Genomic DNA, 21,995 nt, shown 5'->3' with positions numbered 1-21,995 from the left:
TAGTAGATGTTACTCAACTTGCTATTCAAAGTACTTCTTCTCAAATTCATCAGCAGGAATTGGCTTACTAAAATAGTATCCTTGCAGAAAATCACAGTCTTTTGACGTAAGGAAATCCAGCTGTTCTTTCGTTTCTACCCCTTCTGCAATTACCTTCAAGTCAAGATTATGAGCTAGCGTAATAATCGTATGGGTAATCGCTTCATTATTGGAATTCTCCAATACATCCGCGACAAAGGATTTATCAATTTTAAGCGTGCTAATCGGGAAGTTCTTCAAATATCCGAGCGAGGAATACCCCGTTCCGAAATCATCAATGGAGATTTGGATACCTAACTCCTTCAATTCCTTCATCGTCTTGATGGTTTCATCGGTATTTTGAATAATAATGTTCTCCGTCAGTTCGAGCTCTAGATGCCTTGGATCCACACCAGTATCCTTAAGCGCCCCCTTCACAACAGACACAAGATTGCGTTGCTTGAATTGTCGCGCCGATAGATTTACAGATACCGATATACCATCATACCCCCGAGACTCCCACTCCTTAATTTGGTGGCAAGCGTTTTGCAACACCCATTCTCCAATTGGAATAATGAGTCCTGTCTCTTCAGCGATCGGAATAAATTCTCCAGGTGAAATCATGCCCATTGTCGGATGCTCCCAACGAATAAGCGCCTCTACGCCAACCACTCGATGGGTATGGGCTTCCATTTGAGGCTGATAAAAAATACGAAATTCATCTTTACTCAATGCTTTGTATAGGGCATTTTCAATTTTGACGTTTTCCATCGTATTAAAGTCCATGTCTTTCGTATAAAATTGATATTTATTTCCGGACAATTCCTTCGACTTGTACATTGCCGTATCGGCATTTTTTATCAATACCTCAGGATCTTCACTATCATGAGGGTACACGCTAATTCCAATACTTGTAGAAGCAAACACTTCCATCCCATTCAAATCAAATGGCCTCGCAAATGAATGCAAAATCCGTTCTGAAATGCTTTCAATTTCTTCATGGTACTGAATATTAGGCAGGATAATCGTAAATTCATCCCCACCTTGGCGAGAAACGGTATCCACTTTTCGAACACTATCTTCCAAACGATTAGCGACTTGCTCCAATAATAAATCTCCATAGCTATGGCCAAATGTGTCATTGATGTTTTTAAAGCGGTCCAAATCAAGGAATAAGACAGCAAGCTGCTCCTCATGTAACTGAGCATAATTAATCGCTTGTTCGAGACGATCCTTTAGAAGCACCCGGTTCGGAAGGTTGGTGACACTATCATAATACGCATGATATTTCACTTTTTCCTCCATTTGCTTTCGGAAGGTAATGTCCTTAAAGGTGACCACAAAGCCTCCTTCTTCCCCCTCACCACGAATCGGAGCGACAATATATTCGACTGGAAACTCAGAGCCATCTTGCCTGAAAAACTTCTCATCCGATCCGAAATGTTCCATCGAGGCAATTTTTTCAATATCATTGTCCTCAGCACTCGCTTTTTCAGGGAAACGGTAAAAAATTTGCGCGTAATGTTGGCCAATCAATTCCTCTTTTCGCTCATAGCCTAACAATTGAGAGGCTGCTGGATTACAGAACGTGATAGTCCCTTCGTTATCTAGCCCAAAAATCCCTTCCCCAGCGGAATTTAAAATCATTTCATTTTCCCGACTCAATCGCTGCAGTTCGTGGACAACCTCACTTAACTCCTCATTCTTACATTGCAATTCTGACGTTCGCTCTTCGATGATTTCCTCTTGCTTTTCCATATACAAAAGGTTTGCTAGTACAGAAGCGGTCGTGTCGACAATCGACTGAGCTAATTGAAGGTCGGAATCTTGATAAATACGACCGACTTGGTTTAAATTCACGACTGCAATCGTCCCTAGCACAGAACCCATCGATCGTAGGGGCATCATCAGGACCCCTTTAATCCCAAATTCTTTACAAGCCTCTTGACTAGGACGGGAATCCTGTGTCACATCACTAATGTACACCGGTTTCTTCGATTGGATTACTTCTTGGAAAACTTGATCATTGCTAAAATCAACTTGGACTTTCTGATGCGTTTCCTTCCAATCTTTTTCCGTCCAGTCACTATGATGACTCAATTTAGCGGGCTTAATTTTTTTATCGGCAATTGGGTCTAAAAGATGAGCCCCAATATTCGGATTTTCCAAAATTTGTCCAACATAATGGAAGCATTTATCTAATACTTCTTGAATGGTAGAGGATAAGGACAGCTCTCTTGTGACATCTAACAAAAGTTGCTTATCTGATAGCAGCTTTTCCTTACGAGTTAACGTTTCCGCATTCCGAATTGCTACCGCTGCCATGTTTACATACGCTTCTACTGTTTGAATCTCTGTGTCTGTTAAATCCATTGGAATACCATAATCAAACAAAAACACAAGGCCATACAGTTCATCAGCATAAGAAATTGGCGTCACTAATAAAGACTTTATCTCAAATGCGTTCACAGCATTTTGATCTGGTCGATTATCCCTTGCTGTGTCAGCAATATAAACCGATTTCTGCGTATTTATAACCTCTTTGGCAAGGGGATCTTCTTCTGGATCAACTACATGCATATCAAGCGTCATCCCATTAAGGACTTCAGGCTTTCCGACATAGCCTCGATACGTCCCATCTCCCTCCGGCAAATAAATGCCAACGGAATCACAGGAAACAATCTCCTCTGATATAGCTGTGACGACATGCTGAAGCACTTCACGTAATTCTAATTTGGTGTTTATCATTTTTGTTAAGTTTGCTAGACGTGAATACCTAGAATGTTCATTAGACATATGTACCCCCCTAAAAGATGCAATTCGTATTAAGACGTAGGGTTAACTAAATAAATATAATTCGACAGAATACGAGGGAAACCCTACAAAAACCTTTAAATTAAGTCATAAGTCATTGGTATTTGTCATAAATTAGGTCTTGTGTGTTTATGGATTCTTTAGCAGAAGAAAAAACCAGGTCGTACACAGACCTGGCTTGAAACCTTTTTCCTATTTCGTCATCATATACAACAAACCGAGCACACCTAATAAACTTATCCCCGCTGAAATCATTCCAGCCGTATAAGCAACCCAACCTGACATTACTGTTAATACAATGATTCCCACAACACTCATGACAAGCCCAATCCCGTAAAACACTTTTCGTGCCACAGAACCTTTCATTTGCTTTGTAAATGCTAACGTACTTAGAAAAAAGATCACATTCAACACCACTGCCATTATGTAAAACTCCTTTGAATATCAGCGTCGACTATGTATGCATTTCGTGTATGATGGATTCCAACTTCTATCATATAACGTTTTGCTTATTCTGAGAACAAGGTAAGAAAATATTATGAAATTTTTATCACCGGAACGGATGGTTCCATTTCGATGTGGACATCGAACAACTCCACCAGGGCGCTGCACGTCGTCAAAATCGCAGTCGCTCCTGTTTTGAAAAAGTCGCTCCGATTATGGTGGAAGTCGCTCCTGATTTTCATATGTCGCTCCTATTTTAAGAAAGTCGCTCCTAATTTCGAAAACTTGCTCACAAAGGCACACCAGCATATGCGGACACACGACGGACCTTGGGGAAGGATCTATAGGTCGTCGACAAAACAACGATCTCCTATTCTAAAGAAAGTCGCCTCAGAGCAACGTCTGAAACTCTACAATATCTTGAATACAGGTCTTCCACATTATGCTTCTTATCTTGAACAAGGCTAGGTCATTAGAAACATTTCTAAAGAGTGTAAAAAACTTTTTCTTACCATTAAAAACTAGTTATTTTTGCCGATATATAAAATAATAAGACGTCCAACTATAAGAATCTAAACATGATTCCAAAACATCATAAATTTTTACGAGAATGGCAAACTTATCGAAAGATAAGGACGCAAAGCTTTGGACCTACCGTATCGAGTTACTCCATACTAAGGTTGCCAAGCCTCCGAAAATGGTACTAGTTATTCACCGTTCTTCGGTGAATTTTTTCTGTAATCAGGTTTTATATCGAGATGTATCATTTTCAACATGATGATGTTAAAAGGACACCTTTTACTAACAGGGGGAATCAACGAAATGAAGAAGAAAGCAGAAAAGAATCGATCCAGCAGAACACCAGGGAGCTTTTTTAATAAGACGATTCAGCGACAAATCCTACTCCCTTTTTTAATTTTAATTATGGTTGGAGGCTTGATCATCGCTGGTGTCAGCTACACATTTAGTGTATCGCAAACTACCGATGAACTAGTCAGCAACGTGGAACAACAGATGAAGAGCTTAAATCACTCATTTGATTCATACTTTAAAACGCAAGAGCAAGTGGTACAGAATCTAGCCAATGATCGTAAACTACAAAACTTTGAACATTTTAAAGAAGAAATGCTACTCAATTTTGTAGATATGGATAGTATGAACGACTCGATTACGAATATTTATTACGGGCAAGAAGACAACGGGGATATTGTCATGTCCTCCTCCGTTAATCTGTCTTCCGATTTTGACCCAAGGGAACGACCATGGTATAAAGCAGCAGTGGAAAACCAAGGAGAAGTCATTTGGACGGAACCATATCGCACGGAAGGGTCTGGAGAGTTACTAATTAGCGCGGCGCAAACGGTCATGCAGAGCGGAGAGCTTCAGGGAGTCGTATCAGTCGATATTAATCTTGAATCCTTAGTTTCTACTATTAATAACATTAAGATAGGCGATACAGGGTACGCAGCCATTTTGGATAAAAGTGGTGTGTTTTTATCTCATCCAGATGAATCCTATATAGGAAAGAACGTTTCAGATGCTGATTACTATCAGGATTTAATCGCTCAAAATCAAACGAACGGAATTGTTGATTATGAGCTAGAAGGCGAAGAAAAAGCTATGGGGTATGCTGTGAATGAGCGTTCTGACCTTATTATTATTGGTTCCGTGTACAAGTCAGAATTTGCAGCTAAAGCAACACCTATTTTGATTCCAATTGGCATTAGCTTAGGAGCGGTTATTCTTCTATCCATTCTTGCTTCCACCCTCATCACAAGAAGACTTACAAAGCCGATTAAGAACTTACAGGAAAAGATGAAGGAAGTAGAAGAAGGCAACCTACAAGTTACATTGGCACAACAAGGACATAACGAAATAAGCCAACTTTCAAGATCCGTGGACGAAATGAAAGAAAGCTTGCGTTCCCTCATTCAAAATGTAGGTGGAGCAGCGCTATCTGTTTCGAGTCAAAGCGAGGAACTCACCCAGTCTGCCAATGAGGTACGAGAAGGTAGCTTGCAAATCGCATCAACGATGACCGAGCTTTCCTCAGGTGCTGAATCCCAGGCGAATAGCTCTTCTGAATTATCTGAAATGATGGAAGACTTCACGACAAAAATTCAACATGCTCATCAAGGTGGCATCGAGGTCGCTAACGCTTCAGAGGAAGTGCTTTCGATGACCGAGGAAGGCAGCGAAATGATGAATCGATCTGTCGAGCAAATGATGACCATCGATACTATCGTTAAAGAAGCAGCGGAAAAAGTCCAAGGATTGGACAAACAGTCGCAAGAAATCACCAAGCTCGTTGAAGTGATTCGGGATATCGCTGAGCAAACGAATCTTCTATCCTTGAACGCGGCTATTGAAGCAGCACGAGCTGGCGAACATGGAAAAGGCTTTGCGGTTGTAGCAGATGAAGTTCGTAAACTAGCAGAACAGGTGTCGTCCTCTGTTGGAGACATAACGACTATCGTTCAAAATATCCAAACAGAATCCAATGTCGTCGCGAACTCCCTTCAGGATGGCTACAAAGAAGTGGATGAAGGTTCTAAACAAATCCAAGCAACAGGCGAATCCTTTAACCAAATCAATCAATCTGTGTCGGAAATGGTTCAACGCATCCATACGATTTCTGGTAATCTTAACGAAATCTCCGATAACAGCACAAAAATGAACCAATCCATTGAAGAAATCGCAGCCGTATCAGAAGAATCAGCAGCCGGCGTCGAACAAGCCGCCGCCTCAGCCCAGCAATCCAGCAGCTCCATGGAAGAAGTCTCCTCTAGCATTAGAGACTTAGCAGAATTAGCCCAGGACCTGCAGGATCAAGTGGAAAAGTATAAAGTGTAAAACAAAAGGTGCCTGACCCCCATCGCTTTAACGCAGTACTGCGGCGGGGGTCAGGCACCTCTTTTATATGTATAGGATGCTAATTCCCAGCATCCTGGCAATTATACTTCTTTGGTTTGTAAGCGATCAATTAATGTATCAACAACTGTTTGAACAGATGCATGCTCTTCGCCTTCGTTTGATTCGATGACTTCTTCAAGGATTTCTTTCATTTGTTGTTCTTCCATGACTGTATGCCTCCAGTATCATCTTTAGTTCGTTCATTCTAGTAAAGACAATACCCATTTATTTCTAAATGAAAACATACAGGTAAGTGATTTTGTGTGTTAGGATTGGCATTATTAGTAAATTCCTATCTTACGAGGAACAAAAGCGCAAGCGCCCGATAAGCGACGTATATGCTGCGGCCTACACGACGTAGGTTGGTTCGATGTTGCTACGTGATGTAGCGTTCTTAATCGAACTTCCTTTAAGTTAATAAAGGCAACACGAAGAACGAAGTGATTCGATGTTAACTTATCGTACGGAGGCGAGGGAAGCATACTAGTCGCTGGGCGCTGGAGCTGGACGTGGCAAGAAAAGGAGAATGGACTGTGAGTATAATTCGAATAATAATGCCAGTATTGGGGATAGTCACGCTTAGTGTATCTATCTACGCTTTGAATAACGATGAATTTGCAGAAAACAATATGGAACTAATGGGTTTCTTGCTCTCAACTATATTCGTCTTATCAGGAATTAGTAGTGTTAAGGATGGTCGAAAAATAGAAGGTTATTTCTCTATTGGTACTTCCCTGTTAATATTCACGCTGATGACTATAGGACTGTTTGTATAAAAAAAGAAAAAACACAATCACTTTATTCTTTTATACAGGGTACGATTATTTCTTTACTTAATAGGAGAAGATATTCATAACCTTTAGCCAGATTACCAAATAAAAACATCCTTCAGCCATCGAACTCCCTCAGGCATAAATAATATTAAAGCTACTATAGCAACTCCTTTTATTACTCTCTTCATCGCCCACTTTTCCAAGAACAAAAGAGCTAACAATACATATAGCAACAAAAACGGTTCGAAAGATTGCTGGAATATACTAAAAATCAATATACCAATGATAAGGTGGACCCCATCATATTTCAGAGTCTCTTCATAACTAGCCAACTTCTTCCTCCTATTTTATGAATTTGATGTGAATCGTTATATAACCTGGCTGTTTCGGGAGGATAGGTGTGTGTTGCTACGCGATATGCGTGGATCCGCTCCCCGATATGCGTGAGTCGCCTCCCGATATGAGTGGGTTCACTCCCGGTATCCGCGTATCGCCCCCCGATATGCGTGAGTCTACCTCCGATATGCATGGGTTCACTCCCGTTATGCATGGACCATCCTCCGAAACCTGCGTATCGCCCCCCGATACGCTAAAGCTTACTTCACCTTCACAGCCTGATGCTGCTTCGCTGAGCGGTAGGCGGCGAGGGCGACGTCCATGGCGTGCATGCCGTCTTCGCCTGTAATCGACGTGGGTTTATTTTCTCTCACAGTGCGTAAGAAATCCTCTACTAATCTATGATCCATATCCGCTCCTACGAATGGTTGCGAGTAGCCAGTTTCGTTGGAATACACATGCAGATGCTCAGCGAAAGCGTCAGCATAAATCCTTCCTTTTGTTCCGATGATTTCGATTGTAGCATCGCCCCACGCTGGGTAGGCGTCGCTTCGTGACCAGCTTGGGTCATGGGAGGCTAGCACGCCGTTTCGGAATTTGAGAGTCATTAACCCTGCATCATCAATTGCATCGTTTGCAAAAAACGTATCTACTTCCGCGTACACTTCCTCTACCTCATCCTCTAACAACCATCTCATAATATCAATGATGTGCACCGTGTGATCGAGCACCGCTCCACCGCCTGATTGATTTTCTTCCACAAACCAGCCACCAGGATTTTTTCCCCGGTTCGTACCTCTCATCGATAAAATATCACCTATCTCACCGCGCTCTACCGCCCGCTTTGCCTTTACCATAGACTCGTTATAGCGTACAGGGAAAGCAGTCTGTAGCTTGACGCCTTCTTCCCTGCACACATCTATCATCTCAAGCGCATCTTTTTTCAACGTAGCAAGTGGCTTTTCACACAAAATATGCTTCCCAGCCCGTGCAGCCTCGATCACAAACGATTTATGCTTGCTATTTTCACTACAAACAATGACAGCGTCTAGGTCCGTCGAAAGGAATGTATCCAATGAATTATAATAGCTTACGCCTAGCTGTTCGCTCCCTTCTTTTCCGCGTTTCTCATTATCATCAAAAATACCGACCAATTCGACGTCGTTCATTTTCAAAAGACACTTCGCATAGCTAAACGCGTGCATGTGGGCAATACTAAGAATCCCTACTTTCACATTCACACCTCCTGGGAAAGTCCAGTTGTCGCCGATTGAAATGCTTGCTCTGTCATTTTCATCAATTGGAAAAGCTCCATAAAGGTAATCCGTTGCAAATCCGCTGTTTCCCTACTACCTTCCAAAGGTTCTACTTGGAAGGCTTGGTCATTCTCCATCTCGATTTTGAAGGAAGTAGTAGGTTCATTCCGGTAATGAACATTGCCCTCAGTTCCGGAAATATCTATCTCATACACAGGCTTCAGCCCTTTGGTACTGCTAATTTCGACCTGAGCCATCGCTCCGTTTTCGAACCGGATTGTTGATAAAATGTGGTCGAAGCCCTCCTCATCGCGCTCTGTTCGCATGCCTTGTACTCGCTTAATATGCCCAAAGCAGCTCATGGAAAAGGAAAGCTGTCTCATGAATGCATAGAAAATGTCTGAGTGTGCCCCGATTTTTTGCTCAATGGGATTGATTCGTTCCATGATTCTACCCATCTTAGCTGTGCCGATTTTTTCTGTAATTAGGAGTTCTGTAACGTGATGACATTCCGGTCTAGCTGTCCAACTGTCAGTGAGTAGAAAGGTTACGTTCGTTTCACTCACTGATAAATGCTCTCGCACAATCATGACAGCTTTTTGCAAGCTACATTGAATGGCCACCTCGTCTCTCGCAGCCTCCTGCAGTTGCCCTGCAGATATCACCTCTTGATCCCCAATCTCCAAAATGTTCATGCTTATCCCTCCAATGATTTCTGTGGACTAGCGTGCCCCTTTTAGAGGATTTGATACGATTTTTGGGGCAACCTTATACAAGTGCCATTAGCTTAGACATCGATTTTTTCACAGATTCCTTAGAGTCATCCAAGCCCTCATATTCAATAGAATACCAACCTGTGTACCCAACCTGCTTTAATACATGAATAATCCGTTGCAAATCCACTTCCCCCTGCCCCGCAATAGCACCTACCCATTTTGTTCCCGATACACCCTTGATGGTATTCCCTTGAAAATCGTCAGGTACCTTCAGAAAATCCTTAAAATGAACATGTTTGACGTGATGTTTTAATACTTCCAGTGCTGAAATCGGAGACTCATCGACTAATAGAAAATTTCCTGTATCATACGTGCACCCGAGATAAGGGGAGTTGATGTCGGAAATCATCTGATGAACCTGATGACTCCTTCCTGCAAAAAAACCATGATTTTCAATAGCCAGTTGTATACCTCTTTTCTCGGCATAATCAACGCACTCCTGCATACACTCCTGAATCCATTGAAGTCCCTGGCTATAATGGATGCATTTTTTCTGATCTCCACAAAAAATACGGACAACTTTTGTATCCAAATGAGCCGCGATATCAATATCTCGCTTCACCTTCGCAACTTGTTGTTTCCGCTCCTCTGCCGTCACTTGTACGAAATCATTGGATGTATCGTACGCTGCCACAGGCATATTCTCTCGTTCCAAGTAGCCAACCACCCTGGCTATATCCGCTGCTTCACACCAATACATATCCAATAGCTCTACACCATCACAGCCGATACTCTTCGCAAATTGAATAAAATCAAACACATCCCAGTGATGCTCCCGAACATATTGATCAAGACTATACATGCTTACGCTTGTTTTCATATTGGTGTCCCCCTTTTTATTTGGTGGTGCACATGAGCTATGTGGCGGCTTCGTTAAAATATTACCAAATACTGTATAGATCATCCTTGAAATCTTTCATGTCCATTAGTTTCTTAACCATACCTTCACTTTCTTAACACCGGCACTATTTAATGTTCATTTTCAGAAATGATATATTTAAGGTGTTTATAAAAAATAAAAACAACTTTAAAAGGGACGAAATACTTTATGGAATTCAAAAAATTCATTCCCACACTAATTAATATAGCTGGAGCAATCCTTTTGCTTAGTCAAATACTTTTTTGGGACTTTAACATTTTACTGACAATTATTATCTTTTTTATCGTTCAGGTTAATAACAGTTATATCTTTTTGCAAAACAATGATAAAACGAATGCAGTAGCTTGTTTGGCCTTAACATTAGGCGTTATTATAAGTTTTGCTGCAACTTACTAGAACATCAGGCATTTCACTTCTAATCAAAACGAACTTCCCGCTCCAACCGAGCGGACTCATAAATACCCGTCAGCATCTTCATCATCTCCACTCCATCCTCGATCGGACTGATGGGCTCTTCTTCCCGTTTACAGCTTTTGATGAAGTGTTCGATTTCACTGTTAAATCCATTTTCAAAATCAAAGGTTAGGCTATCGATTTGGGGAGTGGCATTCAAAATAGTATTGTATTTTTCCGTAAAAATACCGAGCTCAGGCTCGACCTCCGCGCCGCCTTTATCACCATACAAGCAAGCGGACACTTCATTTTCTTTTTGATGAAGACTAAAGCTGACATCGACCAGCATCGACGCACCATTTTCAAAATGAAGGAGCGCGTTGGCCATATCCTCTACTGTATTCACGTCTGGGTCATAATCAGCTGCTTTATAAAAGGAAAGGTGTTCAATGTTGCTGCGGTTACCTAGCTTGTGATACGTGTGTCCAACGACGGAAGTGAGCTTTGGTTTGCCCATTAGATACCAGCATAGATCAATCATATGAACACCGAGATCAATAAGCGGACCTCCACCAGACCGCTCCTTATCCGCAAACCAGCCACCAGGATTGCCGATGCGCCTGGTACACGTCGCTTTTGCATAATAAATCTCGCCAAGCTCGCCGTTATCGATAAACGTTTTTAGCACCTTCGCGTTCGTCCCATGCCTCCTTACAAATCCCACCTGCAGCATCTGACCTGACTCATGAACAGCTGCTTCCATCGCCCGCGCCTCAGCAACACTCATGCATAGCGGCTTTTCTACGAGCACATCCTTCCCAGCCTTCAACGCAGCAATTGCAATCTCTGCGTGGGAATTGTTCCATGTGCAAATACTCACGGCGTCGATCATATCTAACGCTAACAGTTCGTTGTAATCCTCAAATACATATTCCGCACCAAATTGGGAGGCTTTTTCACGTGCGCGTTCCAAATTCGTATCGCAAATAGCTAGAATCCGTACTTCTTTCAATCGATCATACCCTTTTAGATGAAGCTCTGAAATGCTTCCGGCACCAATTACACCAACATTCATCCTGACCCTCCTGTTAAAATGTATATTCTGCATCACCCTGACTAGAATGTGCTAAGCCTTCTAGCATCTCTAGCACTTTTACCCCTTCCAGACCACTACTTACTGGTGCTTTTCCATGAAGCATACAGTCAATAAAATGATAGATTTCCTCTTGCAAGACATCATTTTTGGAGAAAACAGGCTTCGACTCTACATAAATACCATCCAGTTCATGATAGATACATAGAGGCTGCATGGACGCACCACCTTCCTTACCATATATGTCTATGCACAAGCCATCCGTTTCCTGCCCATTGATTGCCCAACTTGCTTCAACGTTTAAGGTTAGACCGCCCTCAAAGCGAAAATACCCACTGCCAAAATCCTCAACAGACATGGCTTTGTCTGGACCTGCGACCGCAGAATCCCAACCACCTTTTAAAAAAAGCGTTTCATAATCGCCAATGCCACTCTTCAAACTCCCGGTCACACTTTTTACCGTAGGGGTGCCAACTAGCCACCAGGCAAGGTCGAGGGCATGGACACCAATATCCATCATCGTCCCCCCTCCCGCCAGTGCTTCATTCGTAAACCACCCCTGTGGAGTGCCGCGGCGACGCAAGTATTGAGCACGCACATGATAAATGGAGCCAAGTCGACCTTGCTCAATGATCCGCTTCAGTATCTTCGCTTCTGTACGAAAACGTTGCGTCATACCTACCATGCATACGAGATTTTTTTGTAGGGCCAGCTCAACCACATTTCTTGCTTCTGCTACATCTGTGCCAATTGGTTTTTCAATAAGTATATGAATCCCGTTTTCTAGCAACTTCCGAGCAATTGGCAAGTGCGTGCTATTTGGGGTGCAAATGCTCGCACCGTCAATATCCTCATTCGCAAGCATGGCCTCTACATCTTTATAAAAAGCTGGCACCTGAAACCGCTCAGCCATCGCCTTCGCTCGTTCTTCCTGCTGATCGACAATACATTGGATTACTGTGTCAGGATGAGACTGATAGTGAGGAAGATGCCCCACCTCCGCCATCATCCCCACTCCTATGACGGCAATTTTTTTCATACCGCCACACCTCCTTTATAAGTAAGCTTATGTAAGCGAATTACCAATTTCAATCATGAAGTGGAGGACGAGGATTTTTACTCTTATTAAGGACACAAGAAAAGCGGGAGTGCTCGGGTAGCGACGTATGTGCTCTTTGCCTAAAGGACGTTGTTTGGTTGTGTAAGGAAGTTATGAGAGAACACGAATTACAGAACATATGATAGCTCATCAACACGAAGTAAAATTTGGTTTACAAAAGCAAGCACAAGTTTTATCTAAAAATTTGAGGTAATGCAAACGATAGCAGTTAAAGGAGGGGGATATGGTGTAGCCGCTTAGCTTACATGGTGGTTGGTATATTAGTCACTTCTTCATTTTTTCAATTAGGTCAAATTCGATAAAAAGTATAATAAATGCAAATGCGACTACAGATTCTACTATATTCCATCTCCAATTAAATGAGTTTGTGAACATATAATCGAATATGCATTTTAAGAAATATAAAGCTATTAATAAAATAAGTCTGGTTTTGTTATTCATAGTAACCGCCTTTAAATTGGGAATTTAATCCATAATTATACAAGATATAATAGAACAAATAAAATTATTTTTTTAGCATCACTCTTCCTTTTTTATACCCTAAAAACTCCCGCTATTTAAAGACATTTTAAAGACTTGTCTTTTAATAAGAAGGTTCATACACTTTACATATAGAATATTTTTCAGAATTTTTTTACATCATATATATTGGTTAGGGGAGTGGTTGACATGTTAACGGTTCAAGAGGTGGAAAACGCGATGGCAACGCCTACGAAAGCGTTGATTGATGACTTAGCTCAGCTCGATGGCGATATTCTGATTTTAGGGGTAGGTGGAAAGATGGGGCCTAGTCTCGCCAAGCTTGCTCAAAATGCTGTCGTTCAAGGTGGTCTTGGCAAAAAGGTGTATGGGGTGTCCCGCTTTTCATCTGGAAGTTTGCAGCAGGAATTGGAGGCCGCAGGGATTGAAACGATCGCTGCTGACTTGCTTCAAGACGACGACCTTCAAAGCCTACCGAACGTAAAAAATATCATCTATATGGCTGGTAACAAGTTTGGTACAACCGGTAATGAGCACTTCACCTGGGTGATGAACGCCTTTTTACCAGGTCGTGTCGCAGAAAAATTTGCAAATTCCCGTATTGTCGTTTTTTCAACTGGGAATGTCTATCCCCTTACCCCGATTCGAGCGGGCGGCGCGAAAGAAACCGATGCGGTTGGGCCTGTTGGCGAATATGCCCAGTCCTGTCTTGGACGCGAGCGTGTCTTCACCCATTTTTCCCACAAAAATAATACGCCGATGCTCCTGTTCCGGTTAAATTATGCGATTGATATGCGCTACGGAGTGTTGTTGGAAATCGCGCTGAAGGTGAATCAAAAGGAGCCGATTGACCTAAGCATGGGGCACGCCAACGTGATTTGGCAAGGGGACGCGAATCGAATGGCGCTCCAATCGCTGCTTCATTGCCAAACACCTCCAAGCATGCTGAACATCACAGGTCCGGAAACGGTATCGATTAAACGCTTGGCTGAGCAATTTGGCGAGTTGTTCCAGCAGGAGCCCGTTTTTGTAGGAGAAGAACAAGATACAGCACTCCTGTCCAATGCTGCAGAAGCGTTCCGTCTATTTGGCTATCCCCACGTATCGCTTCAAGAAATGATCGAATGGACCGCTACATGGGTGATCAATGACGGGGAAACCATCAACAAGCCGACCCATTTTCAAGAACGAAAGGGTGCGTATTAAATGCTACAAGCTGATATCAAAAAAGCGCTGCATGAAGGTACGGTTATTCCAGCCCACCCCCTCGCTCTGAACGAGGATCGGACGTTAGATGAGCAAGGTCAGCGAGCCTTAACGAGATACTACATGGACGCTGGAGCTGGTGGTGTTGCGGTTGGGGTTCATACAACTCAATTTGAAATAAGGGAACATGGTTTATACGAACAGGTGCTAGCTTTAGCGATGGAAGAAATCATAGCGCGAAAAAGGAACGCTCCTTTCATTAAGATTGCCGGCATTTGTGGGGAGACAGAACAAGCTGTTGAGGAAGCGAAATTGGCGAAAGGGCTAGGATATGATCTGGGCCTGTTAAGCATGGGAGGATTACAACGACTCAGTGAAGAAGAACTTATACAACGAACCAAAGCTGTTGCTGACGTGATTCCTGTTTTTGGCTTTTATTTGCAGCCTTCCGTTGGCGGCCGCGTACTTTCCTATGATTTTTGGCGTGCGTTTGCTGACATTCCAAACGTCCACGCTATTAAAATGGCACCATTCAATCGCTATCAGACGATTGATGTCGCGCGTGCCGTTTGTCATTCAGAGCGATGCAATGACATAGCTTTATATACGGGTAATGACGACACGATTGTGAGCGATTTGCTTACGACGTATCGCTTCCCGGTACAAGGCGAATTGGTGGAAAAAGAGATCGTCGGCGGACTGCTTGGCCATTGGGCGGTCTGGACCACACAAGCCGTGGAGCTGTTTAAGCAAATAAAATTCGCACGGCAGCAGCAAACCATGTGCCCTGAATTATTGACCATTGCTCAACAGGTTACCGATACAAATGCTGTCTTATTTGATGCCAAGCATAACTTTAAAGGTTGTATCGCAGGCATTAATGAAGTGCTGGCTCGCCAAGGGTTGATAAAAGGAGCTTGGTGCTTATCCCCTGATGAAGTGTTAAGTCCTGGGCAAGCGGAGGAAATCGACCGGATTTATCAAGAATACCCTCACTTAACAGATGATACGTTTGTGGCAGAGCGCTTGCCCGTTTGGAAAACCTAACAGAACCTAGGAGGTTGGAGAAGGATGACCAGTGTAACGATTCGAATTGGCGTGATTGGACCGGAGGATATCGTCGAAAAAATTAAAACCGTGCTGGCTTCCTTCCCGAACTTCGAGGCGGAGTATAGGGTTTCTGGTGATATTTATGACGCTCCTATCTTTACAAAACAACTAATGGACGAGGAAAATGTCGAAGTCCTCTTTTACTCTGGATACCTTCCTTATATCGTATCGAAAGACGAAATCCCCGCCCATATTCCGGCACATTATATCCCATTAAAAGGCTCCAGCCTATACCGAGCCCTATATAGATTGAATGCTAAAAAAGCAGAACCCCTTACTGGCATCTCCCTCGATACCTTGCAGGAAGCAAATTGCCAGACTGCGGCCAAAGAGCTAGGCGAAGCGTTTACTTTTTTTCCATATCAAGACCTACCTTCCTTAGATCAAAAAGAAGAAATCCTCCGATTTCATAAGGAGCAGGTCGCGAGCGGGCGGGCCGGGGGTGTGTTAACGGGCATGAAGCTGGTGGCGGAAGCGTTGCAAGCGGAAGGCGTGGTGGCGGAGTGGGTGCTGCCAACGGATGAGGATATTGCGGTGGCGCTTGAGCGGGCTTTGCTGTCGACTAATACGCGAAAAAATCGAGAATCGCAAATCGTATTCGGCATCGTTCGGATCAACGAATACGACAAGTTAGTCGCGAAAGAGCATTCGGAGACAGGAATCCAGCGCTTGAATTTGCAGCTGCACCGGGTGTTGCTTGATTATATTGAGCAATTGGAAGGGTATTTGACGGAATTAAATCGGGAGGAATATTTATTTGTGACGACGCGTGGTGTGTTTGAGCGGGTCACGGAAGGGTACAAATACATGCCACTATTAGAGGAAACGAAGAAGAAATTTGATCTATCGCTTAGCATTGGCGTCGGCTTCGGATTTTCATCGCGAGAAGCAGGTCATCACGCACGGGTTGCGCTCGCGCAAGCTCAGGAATACGGCGCGAGCACGTGCTTTATCGTGCGGGAGGATAAAAGCGTGATCGGGCCTGTGGAAATGGGACCTCCCCTCACATATGAGCTCGCGGTCACAGACCAATCGCTGCTGGAGAGCGCCAGGAAAGCGGGAACCTCGCCTTCTTATATGACGAAACTGCTCGCTTTGATACACCGGAAAAACCTCAACCAATTCACCGCCCAGGAACTCGCCTCTTTACTCGGCATCACCACCCGCAGCGCCCACCGCATCATGCTCCAATGGCTGGACGCTGAATTAATAGAAGTAATCGGAACAGAAAAAATCACCTCCCGCGGCCGCCCAAGGCAGATCTTCAGGCTGGTGATGCAGTGAGACAGGAGGAATGGGATGGGGGGACAGGTTCCTCGTCCCATTTTTGGTGGTGGGATGAGGGACCTGTCCCCGCGCCCCACTTTGGTGCGGGATGACGGACCTGTCCCTCCATCCCACCTTTGTCTCAGCGTGAACGTTTTGTTACATTTTCTGAAAATAGCTTGACCACTCCCCTTCCACACTCTACTATTAAAAGGAATATATAGTGGAAGGTGCGAGTTCATGAAAAAATTGTTTTTAATCGGAATACTCCTGATAAGTGCTGTGGTTTCTGGATGCTCCTCTGATCATTCGAATGAAGCAGAACATACAGCGATGGGAGATATACGCGAGGAAACGTCAAGCTCATCTACGTTACCTGGATTTTTAGACGATAAGCCTGAAGACATGCAAGTGCTTTATACTGCAGTCGCACAACATAAAGATTTACTGGAACAGATGCCATGCTATTGTGGTTGCGGCGATAGCGTTGGACACATGAATAATTATGACTGCTTTATCCATGACGAAGGTGATAATGGAGAAGTAGTGTGGGATAGCCATGCAACGAAATGCGGTGTCTGTCTAGAGATTGCAGCAAAGTCCATTCTTGATGCGAGAGATGGGAAGTCTATTAAAGATATACGTCAACATATTGATGAAATCTATCAGAATGGATATGGCGAACCTACGCCCACTCCTGATATCTAAACCGTTCCGAATGGAGCGGTTTTTTGTTTGACCGAAGCTGGGATGGGGGGACAGGTTCCTCGTCCCAGTTTTGGTGCTGGGATGAGGGACCTGTCCCTCCATCCCATCCCTCCATCCCAATTTGGAGTGGGACGAGGGACCTGTCCCCGCGTCTCAGTTTGTGGTACTATAGAGGTGTACGTATTTCTACCCATAAAATGACAGGAGAGGGAATATGAAGCGTAGAATATTAGCTACAATGTTGGTGTTAGCACTGATGATGGTGGGGCTTCCGCAGTTTGTGTTGGCGGATGCGGCTCCGGGGGATGAGATTGTTTCTCTAGGTGCAGATTTGTCGGAGGAGCAAAAGCAGTCTCTACTAAATGAAATGGATGTCTCTGAAAATGTTATGACCGTAACTGTTACAAATAAGGAAGAACATGAGTATTTGGGCGATTATATCTCCAAAGCTCAAATCGGAACGCGAGCGATTTCGAGTAGTAAAATTACGATTGGTGAAAAAGGCGACGGGCTTACAGTTGAAACCAATCATATCAATTGGGTAACGGCTGATATGTACAAAAGCGCCCTTGCCACAGCAGGTGTGGAAGATGCGCACATTTATGCCACTGCTCCATTTGATGTATCAGGAACCGCTGCCCTTACTGGACTTTTAAAAGCGTATGAAACGTCAACAGGTGAGGCAATCGCTGAAGATGTGAAACAAGCAGCCAACCAAGAGATGGTTACCACCGCAAAACTTGGTGAGGATCTTGGGAAAGAAGAAGCTACTCAACTCGTAACGGCGATTAAATCTGAACTAGCAAACAATACACCTCAAAATAAAGAAGAAATGCAGAACCTCATTCAAACTCAGGCGGAGAAACTGAATCTTAATATCACAGATGAACAGCTTACTAACTTAACAGATTTATTTATGAATCTAAAAGATATCAATATCGACTGGAACGCAGTCGGCGACCGTATGGGCGAGATGAAGCAAAAAGTCGATGAATTCTTAAACTCCGAACAAGGACAAAACTTCCTCGATCGAATCGGGAATTTCGTGAAAAGCGTCGTCTCTGCGATAGGAGACTTTTTCAGTGGACTACTAAGCAACAATAATTAAAGAACAAAAGCGCAAGCGTCCGTTTAGCGACGTACAAACTGCTGCCCACACGACGTGGGTTGGTTCGATGTTGCTGCGTGACGCAGCGATTTTAATCGAACTCCCTCTTAATTATTTGAGATAAAGGAAACACGAAGAGCGTTAGCGATTCGATGTTGACTTATCGTAAGGAGGGGCAGGAAGTTTGCTAGTCGCTGGGCGCTGGAGCTGGACGTGGCTACTTCACTTTTTCAGTTATACAAAAGCATTAAATTTTATAATACTACAAACAACAAGGGTGCCCCGCATAAGAAAGGGCACCCTTTATCTATAACAAGAGCCATGGCATGAGCGTTTCAGCAATGGGAATGGGAAATGGGTCGGAAAAGACACCGCCATGACTCGAGTTCGTGCATGTTTAGATGAAGCTCGATGCTAACGATTTAGCTTTCTACCGCTCAGCCAAAACTCCAGCCCCGGTACACAATCCCAGGGCCAGAAAAAGTGTTAAAACTTACTGTTGTTGTGATTGTTTGCGAGCATAAAGAGCAGTACCGCTTAGCATCGCAAGGATGGATAAGATAATCCAAGTGAAGTTGAAGCTATCTTGAGCTGTGCCACCCATGCCTGTGTCTGGCATGTTAGACGGCATATCCATTGCGAATTTGTCTGGGAATTGGTTTACGAACCCGCCAGATAGTGCTTTTCCGGCGCCAAACATGTGTGCATAGGATTCACGTAGCGTGTCGTACGTTGCGTCGTAGTCCTCTTTCGCATACTGATCAAAAGTGGTAATCAGATAGTCTACGTGACTTTGTAGATTTTTTGCTAGCGTTTCAGATTTCAAGCCGCCTTCTGTTGCTTTTTCCAAGAACATGGAGAAGTCTTGGCGGTATTGATCAAGAGCCTCCATTGCTTCTTCTTTCTTCATTTCATCTTCATTCGCTGTAGCTTTTACATACTCAACGAAGTTACCAATGTGACCAGACCACATTTCCTTGAACTTCATGCCTGCTTCTTCGCCATAAATGGAGCTAATCGCAGCTGTTAAATCTTCTGTGTTGTTGCTTAGCGCTTCTGTAGAAGCTTCAAAATCCTCTGAGCCATCGATTCCATTTTGCATTGCCATCATCGCAAGTCCAGCGTGTTCAGAAAGTAGATGGTTTAATTCAGAACGAAGGTTTGCTGCTGGTGTGACAGCTTTTGTGTCGTTGAATTTGTCTGGGAATTGATCAACGATAGCACTGGATAAGCCTTTACTTACGCCATACATATGTTCAATTGCCTTGCGTTCCATTTCGTATGCTTTTTCATAATCACCAGCTACGTAACTATCAAAAGCTCCGATCAATTGGTTTACGTGTGCTTGTAGACCTTGCACTAACTTATCCGCTTTTAAGCGTTCGCCTGTAGCTGACTCTAGAAATTTCGAGAAGTCTTGGCGATATTGCTCTAGTTCGTCTAGCGCCATTTGCTTCGCTTCTTCGTCTTCATTGCCTGTTGCTTTTACATAATCAACGAAAAAGCCAATATGGTCACTCCACATTTCTTTAAATTGCTTGCCTGCTTCTTCTCCGTAAACAGATGCGATCGCGTTTGATAAATCTTCCGTGTTGCCGCTTAGTGCTTGTGCTGATTGTTCGAAGTCAGCTGCACCCTCAGCGCCTTTACGCATCGTTTCCACTGCAAGGTATGCGTGCTCACTTAACAGTTTATCTAGCTGAGCTCGTAACTCAACAGCCTCTGTCGCTACAGTTGGTTTATCTTTCATATGATCTTCTGCGTTCACTATATCGGCAGCCGTCGGGATCAATAAGGAAAAACTTAAAGGTACCGTCAACAACGCTTTTTTCATATCCATACAATTCTCATCTCCTTTAGAATGTTTTCTCTATCTTTCTTATTAAGCATTCGAAAAGGAGGTTGGTTTGGATCACTTTTTTGGATAAAAAACTTACAGGAAACTCTCGAAACGTTGGCACCAAGGTATTCTTAACTGTTAAAAATAACATCTGTTATCAAAATCTATATCTGACTTTATATTTCTTTTGGAATTAATGGAAATTAATGTTAAAATAATTATGTAAGTAGCTAACCTTCTTCTACAAGAACAAAAGCGCAAGCGCCCGGGTAGCGACGTATATGCTGCGGCTCACACGATGTGGGTTGGTTCGATGTTGCTACGTGATGTAGCGTTCTTAATCGAACTTCCCCTTAATCTTTTGGAGATAAAGGCAACACGAAGAACGTAGTGATTCGATGTTAACTTATCGTACGGAGGCGAGGGAAGCATACTAGTCGCTGGGCGCTGGAGCTGGACGTGGCCACTTCACTTTTTTAATTATACACAAACATTTAATTTTATAATTTCCTATACAAAAAGAAACTTATTAATAGGAGGGATGACTTGATTTGGTTTTTACTTATAGCACTTATCTTTCTTTCAGACTGGCTTGCTATCCATTTACACAAAACTGATAAAGTACATTTGTGGTTATCTAGTATAGGGATGATTTTTTCTGCTCCATTAATTGGATTCCTGTTAGGGTTTGTGTTTTTACAGTTCAGTAGAATCTTTGATCCTACATCTACTCACGAAGGAGCTGGGTACGGAGGTGTATTTATCATGTTTGGTTTGTTAGCCAACGCAATAGTTTTCTTAATTGCAGGTTTAATTGTAAAAATAAATCGTTACTATAAATACAGACAAACTTAGTAGTTTAATAATTCGTTGTTTAATGTACCTGTTCGTATAATAAGAACTAATCAATCAGAACTCGTTCCATTTCGTCCGGGACTATTTTTATATGTTGGATTTTGATTTTCCCATCATCCAATTCATCTGTTAATTTTAATAATAAAACGTCATCCCCTCCGTTTTCCCCCTTGAAATTTACTACAGCGTATGAAAAGAATTCTGCACCACCTGTGTGCATTTGAGTAATTTGTTGTAATTTTTCTTCAGAAATAACCTCTCTATATCGCTGATGTAACAATCCTTTTATGCTCTTGTATTGATCATCATCTCCAGCCGCCTCCATCATTAAAGAAGCCATTTCAATAGGAGTGTCAGGTCTAATATTTTCTTCTTCTTTAAAAATAAATATAAATAATACAACATTAAGTATGAGTGAAATAAAGGCTATGCTTGCTATCCATTTACTTTTCAAAATAATCCTCCCCTCAATATCGAACTTCTCTTATTCAATAGTCGTATTCGTTAGTGCAAATTTAGTTATTTGTTTTTTTGACATAAAAATATACAAGCGAATCACTATGCAAATTCGCTTGTAAAACGATTGCCATTTATATTTCTACTTTA

General features: G+C 42.9%; 19 protein-coding genes and 1 riboswitch. Of the genes, 8 read left to right on the top strand and 11 right to left on the bottom strand.

All coding sequences use genetic code 11. The features are described from left to right. Positions 1 to 21: 21 nt before the first annotated feature. Together N782_RS00885 and N782_RS00880 are read right to left on the bottom strand one after the other, a co-directional pair. A complete protein-coding gene (locus tag N782_RS00885) occupies positions 22 to 2,814 on the bottom strand; it encodes a bifunctional diguanylate cyclase/phosphodiesterase (RefSeq protein ID WP_036815289.1) in 2,793 nt (930 codons plus the stop codon). Between the two features lie 210 nt (positions 2,815 to 3,024). After that, positions 3,025 to 3,255: a hypothetical protein gene (locus N782_RS00880; RefSeq protein WP_036815285.1), complete on the bottom strand. Its 231-nt coding sequence runs from the start codon at positions 3,253 to 3,255 to the stop codon at positions 3,025 to 3,027. Between the two features lie 623 nt (positions 3,256 to 3,878). Then, positions 3,879 to 3,972, top strand: a riboswitch (cyclic di-GMP riboswitch). Positions 3,973 to 4,098: 126 nt separating this feature from the next. On the opposite strand from N782_RS00880, the gene N782_RS20895 reads away from it, so the two are divergent. Continuing rightward, a complete protein-coding gene (locus N782_RS20895) occupies positions 4,099 to 6,129 on the top strand; it encodes a methyl-accepting chemotaxis protein (RefSeq protein WP_161783050.1) in 2,031 nt (676 codons plus the stop codon). A gap of 101 nt (positions 6,130 to 6,230) precedes the next feature. On the opposite strand, the gene N782_RS22045 is transcribed toward N782_RS20895, so the two are convergent. After that, the gene (locus tag N782_RS22045) at positions 6,231 to 6,356 is read right to left on the bottom strand and encodes a hypothetical protein (RefSeq protein WP_272913631.1); all 126 of its coding nucleotides are present in this window, start codon (positions 6,354 to 6,356) and stop codon (positions 6,231 to 6,233) included. Positions 6,357 to 6,722: 366 nt separating this feature from the next. On the opposite strand from N782_RS22045, the gene N782_RS00870 reads away from it, so the two are divergent. Then, positions 6,723 to 6,965, top strand: a complete 243-nt coding sequence (locus N782_RS00870) for a hypothetical protein (protein WP_036815284.1) — start codon at positions 6,723 to 6,725, stop codon at positions 6,963 to 6,965. Between the two features lie 92 nt (positions 6,966 to 7,057). Here the strand turns inward: N782_RS00870 and N782_RS00865 are convergent, their stop codons facing one another. The 6 genes from N782_RS00865 to N782_RS00830 all read right to left on the bottom strand — a co-directional run bounded on the left by N782_RS00865 (position 7,058) and on the right by N782_RS00830 (position 12,735). Continuing rightward, the gene (locus N782_RS00865) at positions 7,058 to 7,294 is read right to left on the bottom strand and encodes a hypothetical protein (RefSeq protein WP_036815282.1); all 237 of its coding nucleotides are present in this window, start codon (positions 7,292 to 7,294) and stop codon (positions 7,058 to 7,060) included. 264 nt (positions 7,295 to 7,558) lie between these two features. Beyond that, positions 7,559 to 8,533, bottom strand: a complete 975-nt coding sequence (locus tag N782_RS00855; RefSeq protein WP_036815278.1) for a Gfo/Idh/MocA family protein — start codon at positions 8,531 to 8,533, stop codon at positions 7,559 to 7,561. Positions 8,534 to 8,535: 2 nt separating this feature from the next. Continuing rightward, complete coding sequence (locus N782_RS00850) at positions 8,536 to 9,249, bottom strand: hypothetical protein (RefSeq protein ID WP_036815276.1); 714 nt, start codon at positions 9,247 to 9,249, stop codon at positions 8,536 to 8,538. Positions 9,250 to 9,322: 73 nt separating this feature from the next. Next, a complete protein-coding gene (locus N782_RS00845; protein WP_036815273.1) occupies positions 9,323 to 10,150 on the bottom strand; it encodes a sugar phosphate isomerase/epimerase family protein in 828 nt (275 codons plus the stop codon). 475 nt (positions 10,151 to 10,625) lie between these two features. Beyond that, on the bottom strand, positions 10,626 to 11,678 hold the full coding sequence (locus tag N782_RS00835; protein ID WP_237582225.1) for a Gfo/Idh/MocA family protein: 1,053 nt from the start codon (positions 11,676 to 11,678) through the stop codon (positions 10,626 to 10,628). A gap of 13 nt (positions 11,679 to 11,691) precedes the next feature. Beyond that, a complete protein-coding gene (locus N782_RS00830) occupies positions 11,692 to 12,735 on the bottom strand; it encodes a Gfo/Idh/MocA family protein (protein ID WP_036815267.1) in 1,044 nt (347 codons plus the stop codon). Between the two features lie 750 nt (positions 12,736 to 13,485). Here N782_RS00830 and N782_RS21220 point away from each other — a divergent pair. The 5 genes from N782_RS21220 (at position 13,486) to N782_RS00805 (ending at position 18,694) form a co-directional block, all read left to right on the top strand. After that, positions 13,486 to 14,502: an NAD-dependent epimerase/dehydratase family protein gene (locus N782_RS21220; RefSeq protein WP_036815266.1), complete on the top strand. Its 1,017-nt coding sequence runs from the start codon at positions 13,486 to 13,488 to the stop codon at positions 14,500 to 14,502. Then, positions 14,503 to 15,549 carry a dihydrodipicolinate synthase family protein gene (locus N782_RS21215; protein WP_036815263.1) on the top strand — a complete coding sequence of 349 codons (1,047 nt, stop codon included), beginning with the start codon at positions 14,503 to 14,505 and terminating at the stop codon, positions 15,547 to 15,549. 24 nt (positions 15,550 to 15,573) lie between these two features. After that, complete coding sequence (locus N782_RS00815) at positions 15,574 to 16,896, top strand: GGDEF domain-containing protein (protein WP_036815261.1); 1,323 nt, start codon at positions 15,574 to 15,576, stop codon at positions 16,894 to 16,896. A gap of 222 nt (positions 16,897 to 17,118) precedes the next feature. Next, positions 17,119 to 17,586 (top strand): PCYCGC motif-containing (lipo)protein, encoded by a 468-nt coding sequence (locus tag N782_RS00810; protein WP_036815259.1) that lies wholly within the window; start codon positions 17,119 to 17,121, stop codon positions 17,584 to 17,586. A gap of 214 nt (positions 17,587 to 17,800) precedes the next feature. Next, complete coding sequence (locus N782_RS00805; RefSeq protein WP_036815257.1) at positions 17,801 to 18,694, top strand: DUF1002 domain-containing protein; 894 nt, start codon at positions 17,801 to 17,803, stop codon at positions 18,692 to 18,694. Between the two features lie 493 nt (positions 18,695 to 19,187). Here N782_RS00805 and N782_RS00800 read toward each other — a convergent pair whose 3' ends face one another. Next, complete coding sequence (locus N782_RS00800) at positions 19,188 to 20,534, bottom strand: hypothetical protein (RefSeq protein ID WP_036815254.1); 1,347 nt, start codon at positions 20,532 to 20,534, stop codon at positions 19,188 to 19,190. 546 nt (positions 20,535 to 21,080) lie between these two features. Between N782_RS00800 and N782_RS00795 the strand changes: the two genes are divergently transcribed. Further along, on the top strand, positions 21,081 to 21,389 hold the full coding sequence (locus N782_RS00795; RefSeq protein WP_052111080.1) for a hypothetical protein: 309 nt from the start codon (positions 21,081 to 21,083) through the stop codon (positions 21,387 to 21,389). A gap of 46 nt (positions 21,390 to 21,435) precedes the next feature. Here the strand turns inward: N782_RS00795 and N782_RS00790 are convergent, their stop codons facing one another. Beyond that, a complete protein-coding gene (locus N782_RS00790) occupies positions 21,436 to 21,843 on the bottom strand; it encodes a hypothetical protein (protein WP_036815252.1) in 408 nt (135 codons plus the stop codon). Positions 21,844 to 21,995: the final 152 nt, after the last annotated feature.

This window comes from Pontibacillus yanchengensis Y32, assembly GCF_000770635.1.
Taxonomy (GTDB): domain Bacteria; phylum Bacillota; class Bacilli; order Bacillales; family BH030062; genus Pontibacillus; species Pontibacillus yanchengensis.
This window is presented reverse-complemented; position numbering and strand designations above follow the sequence as displayed.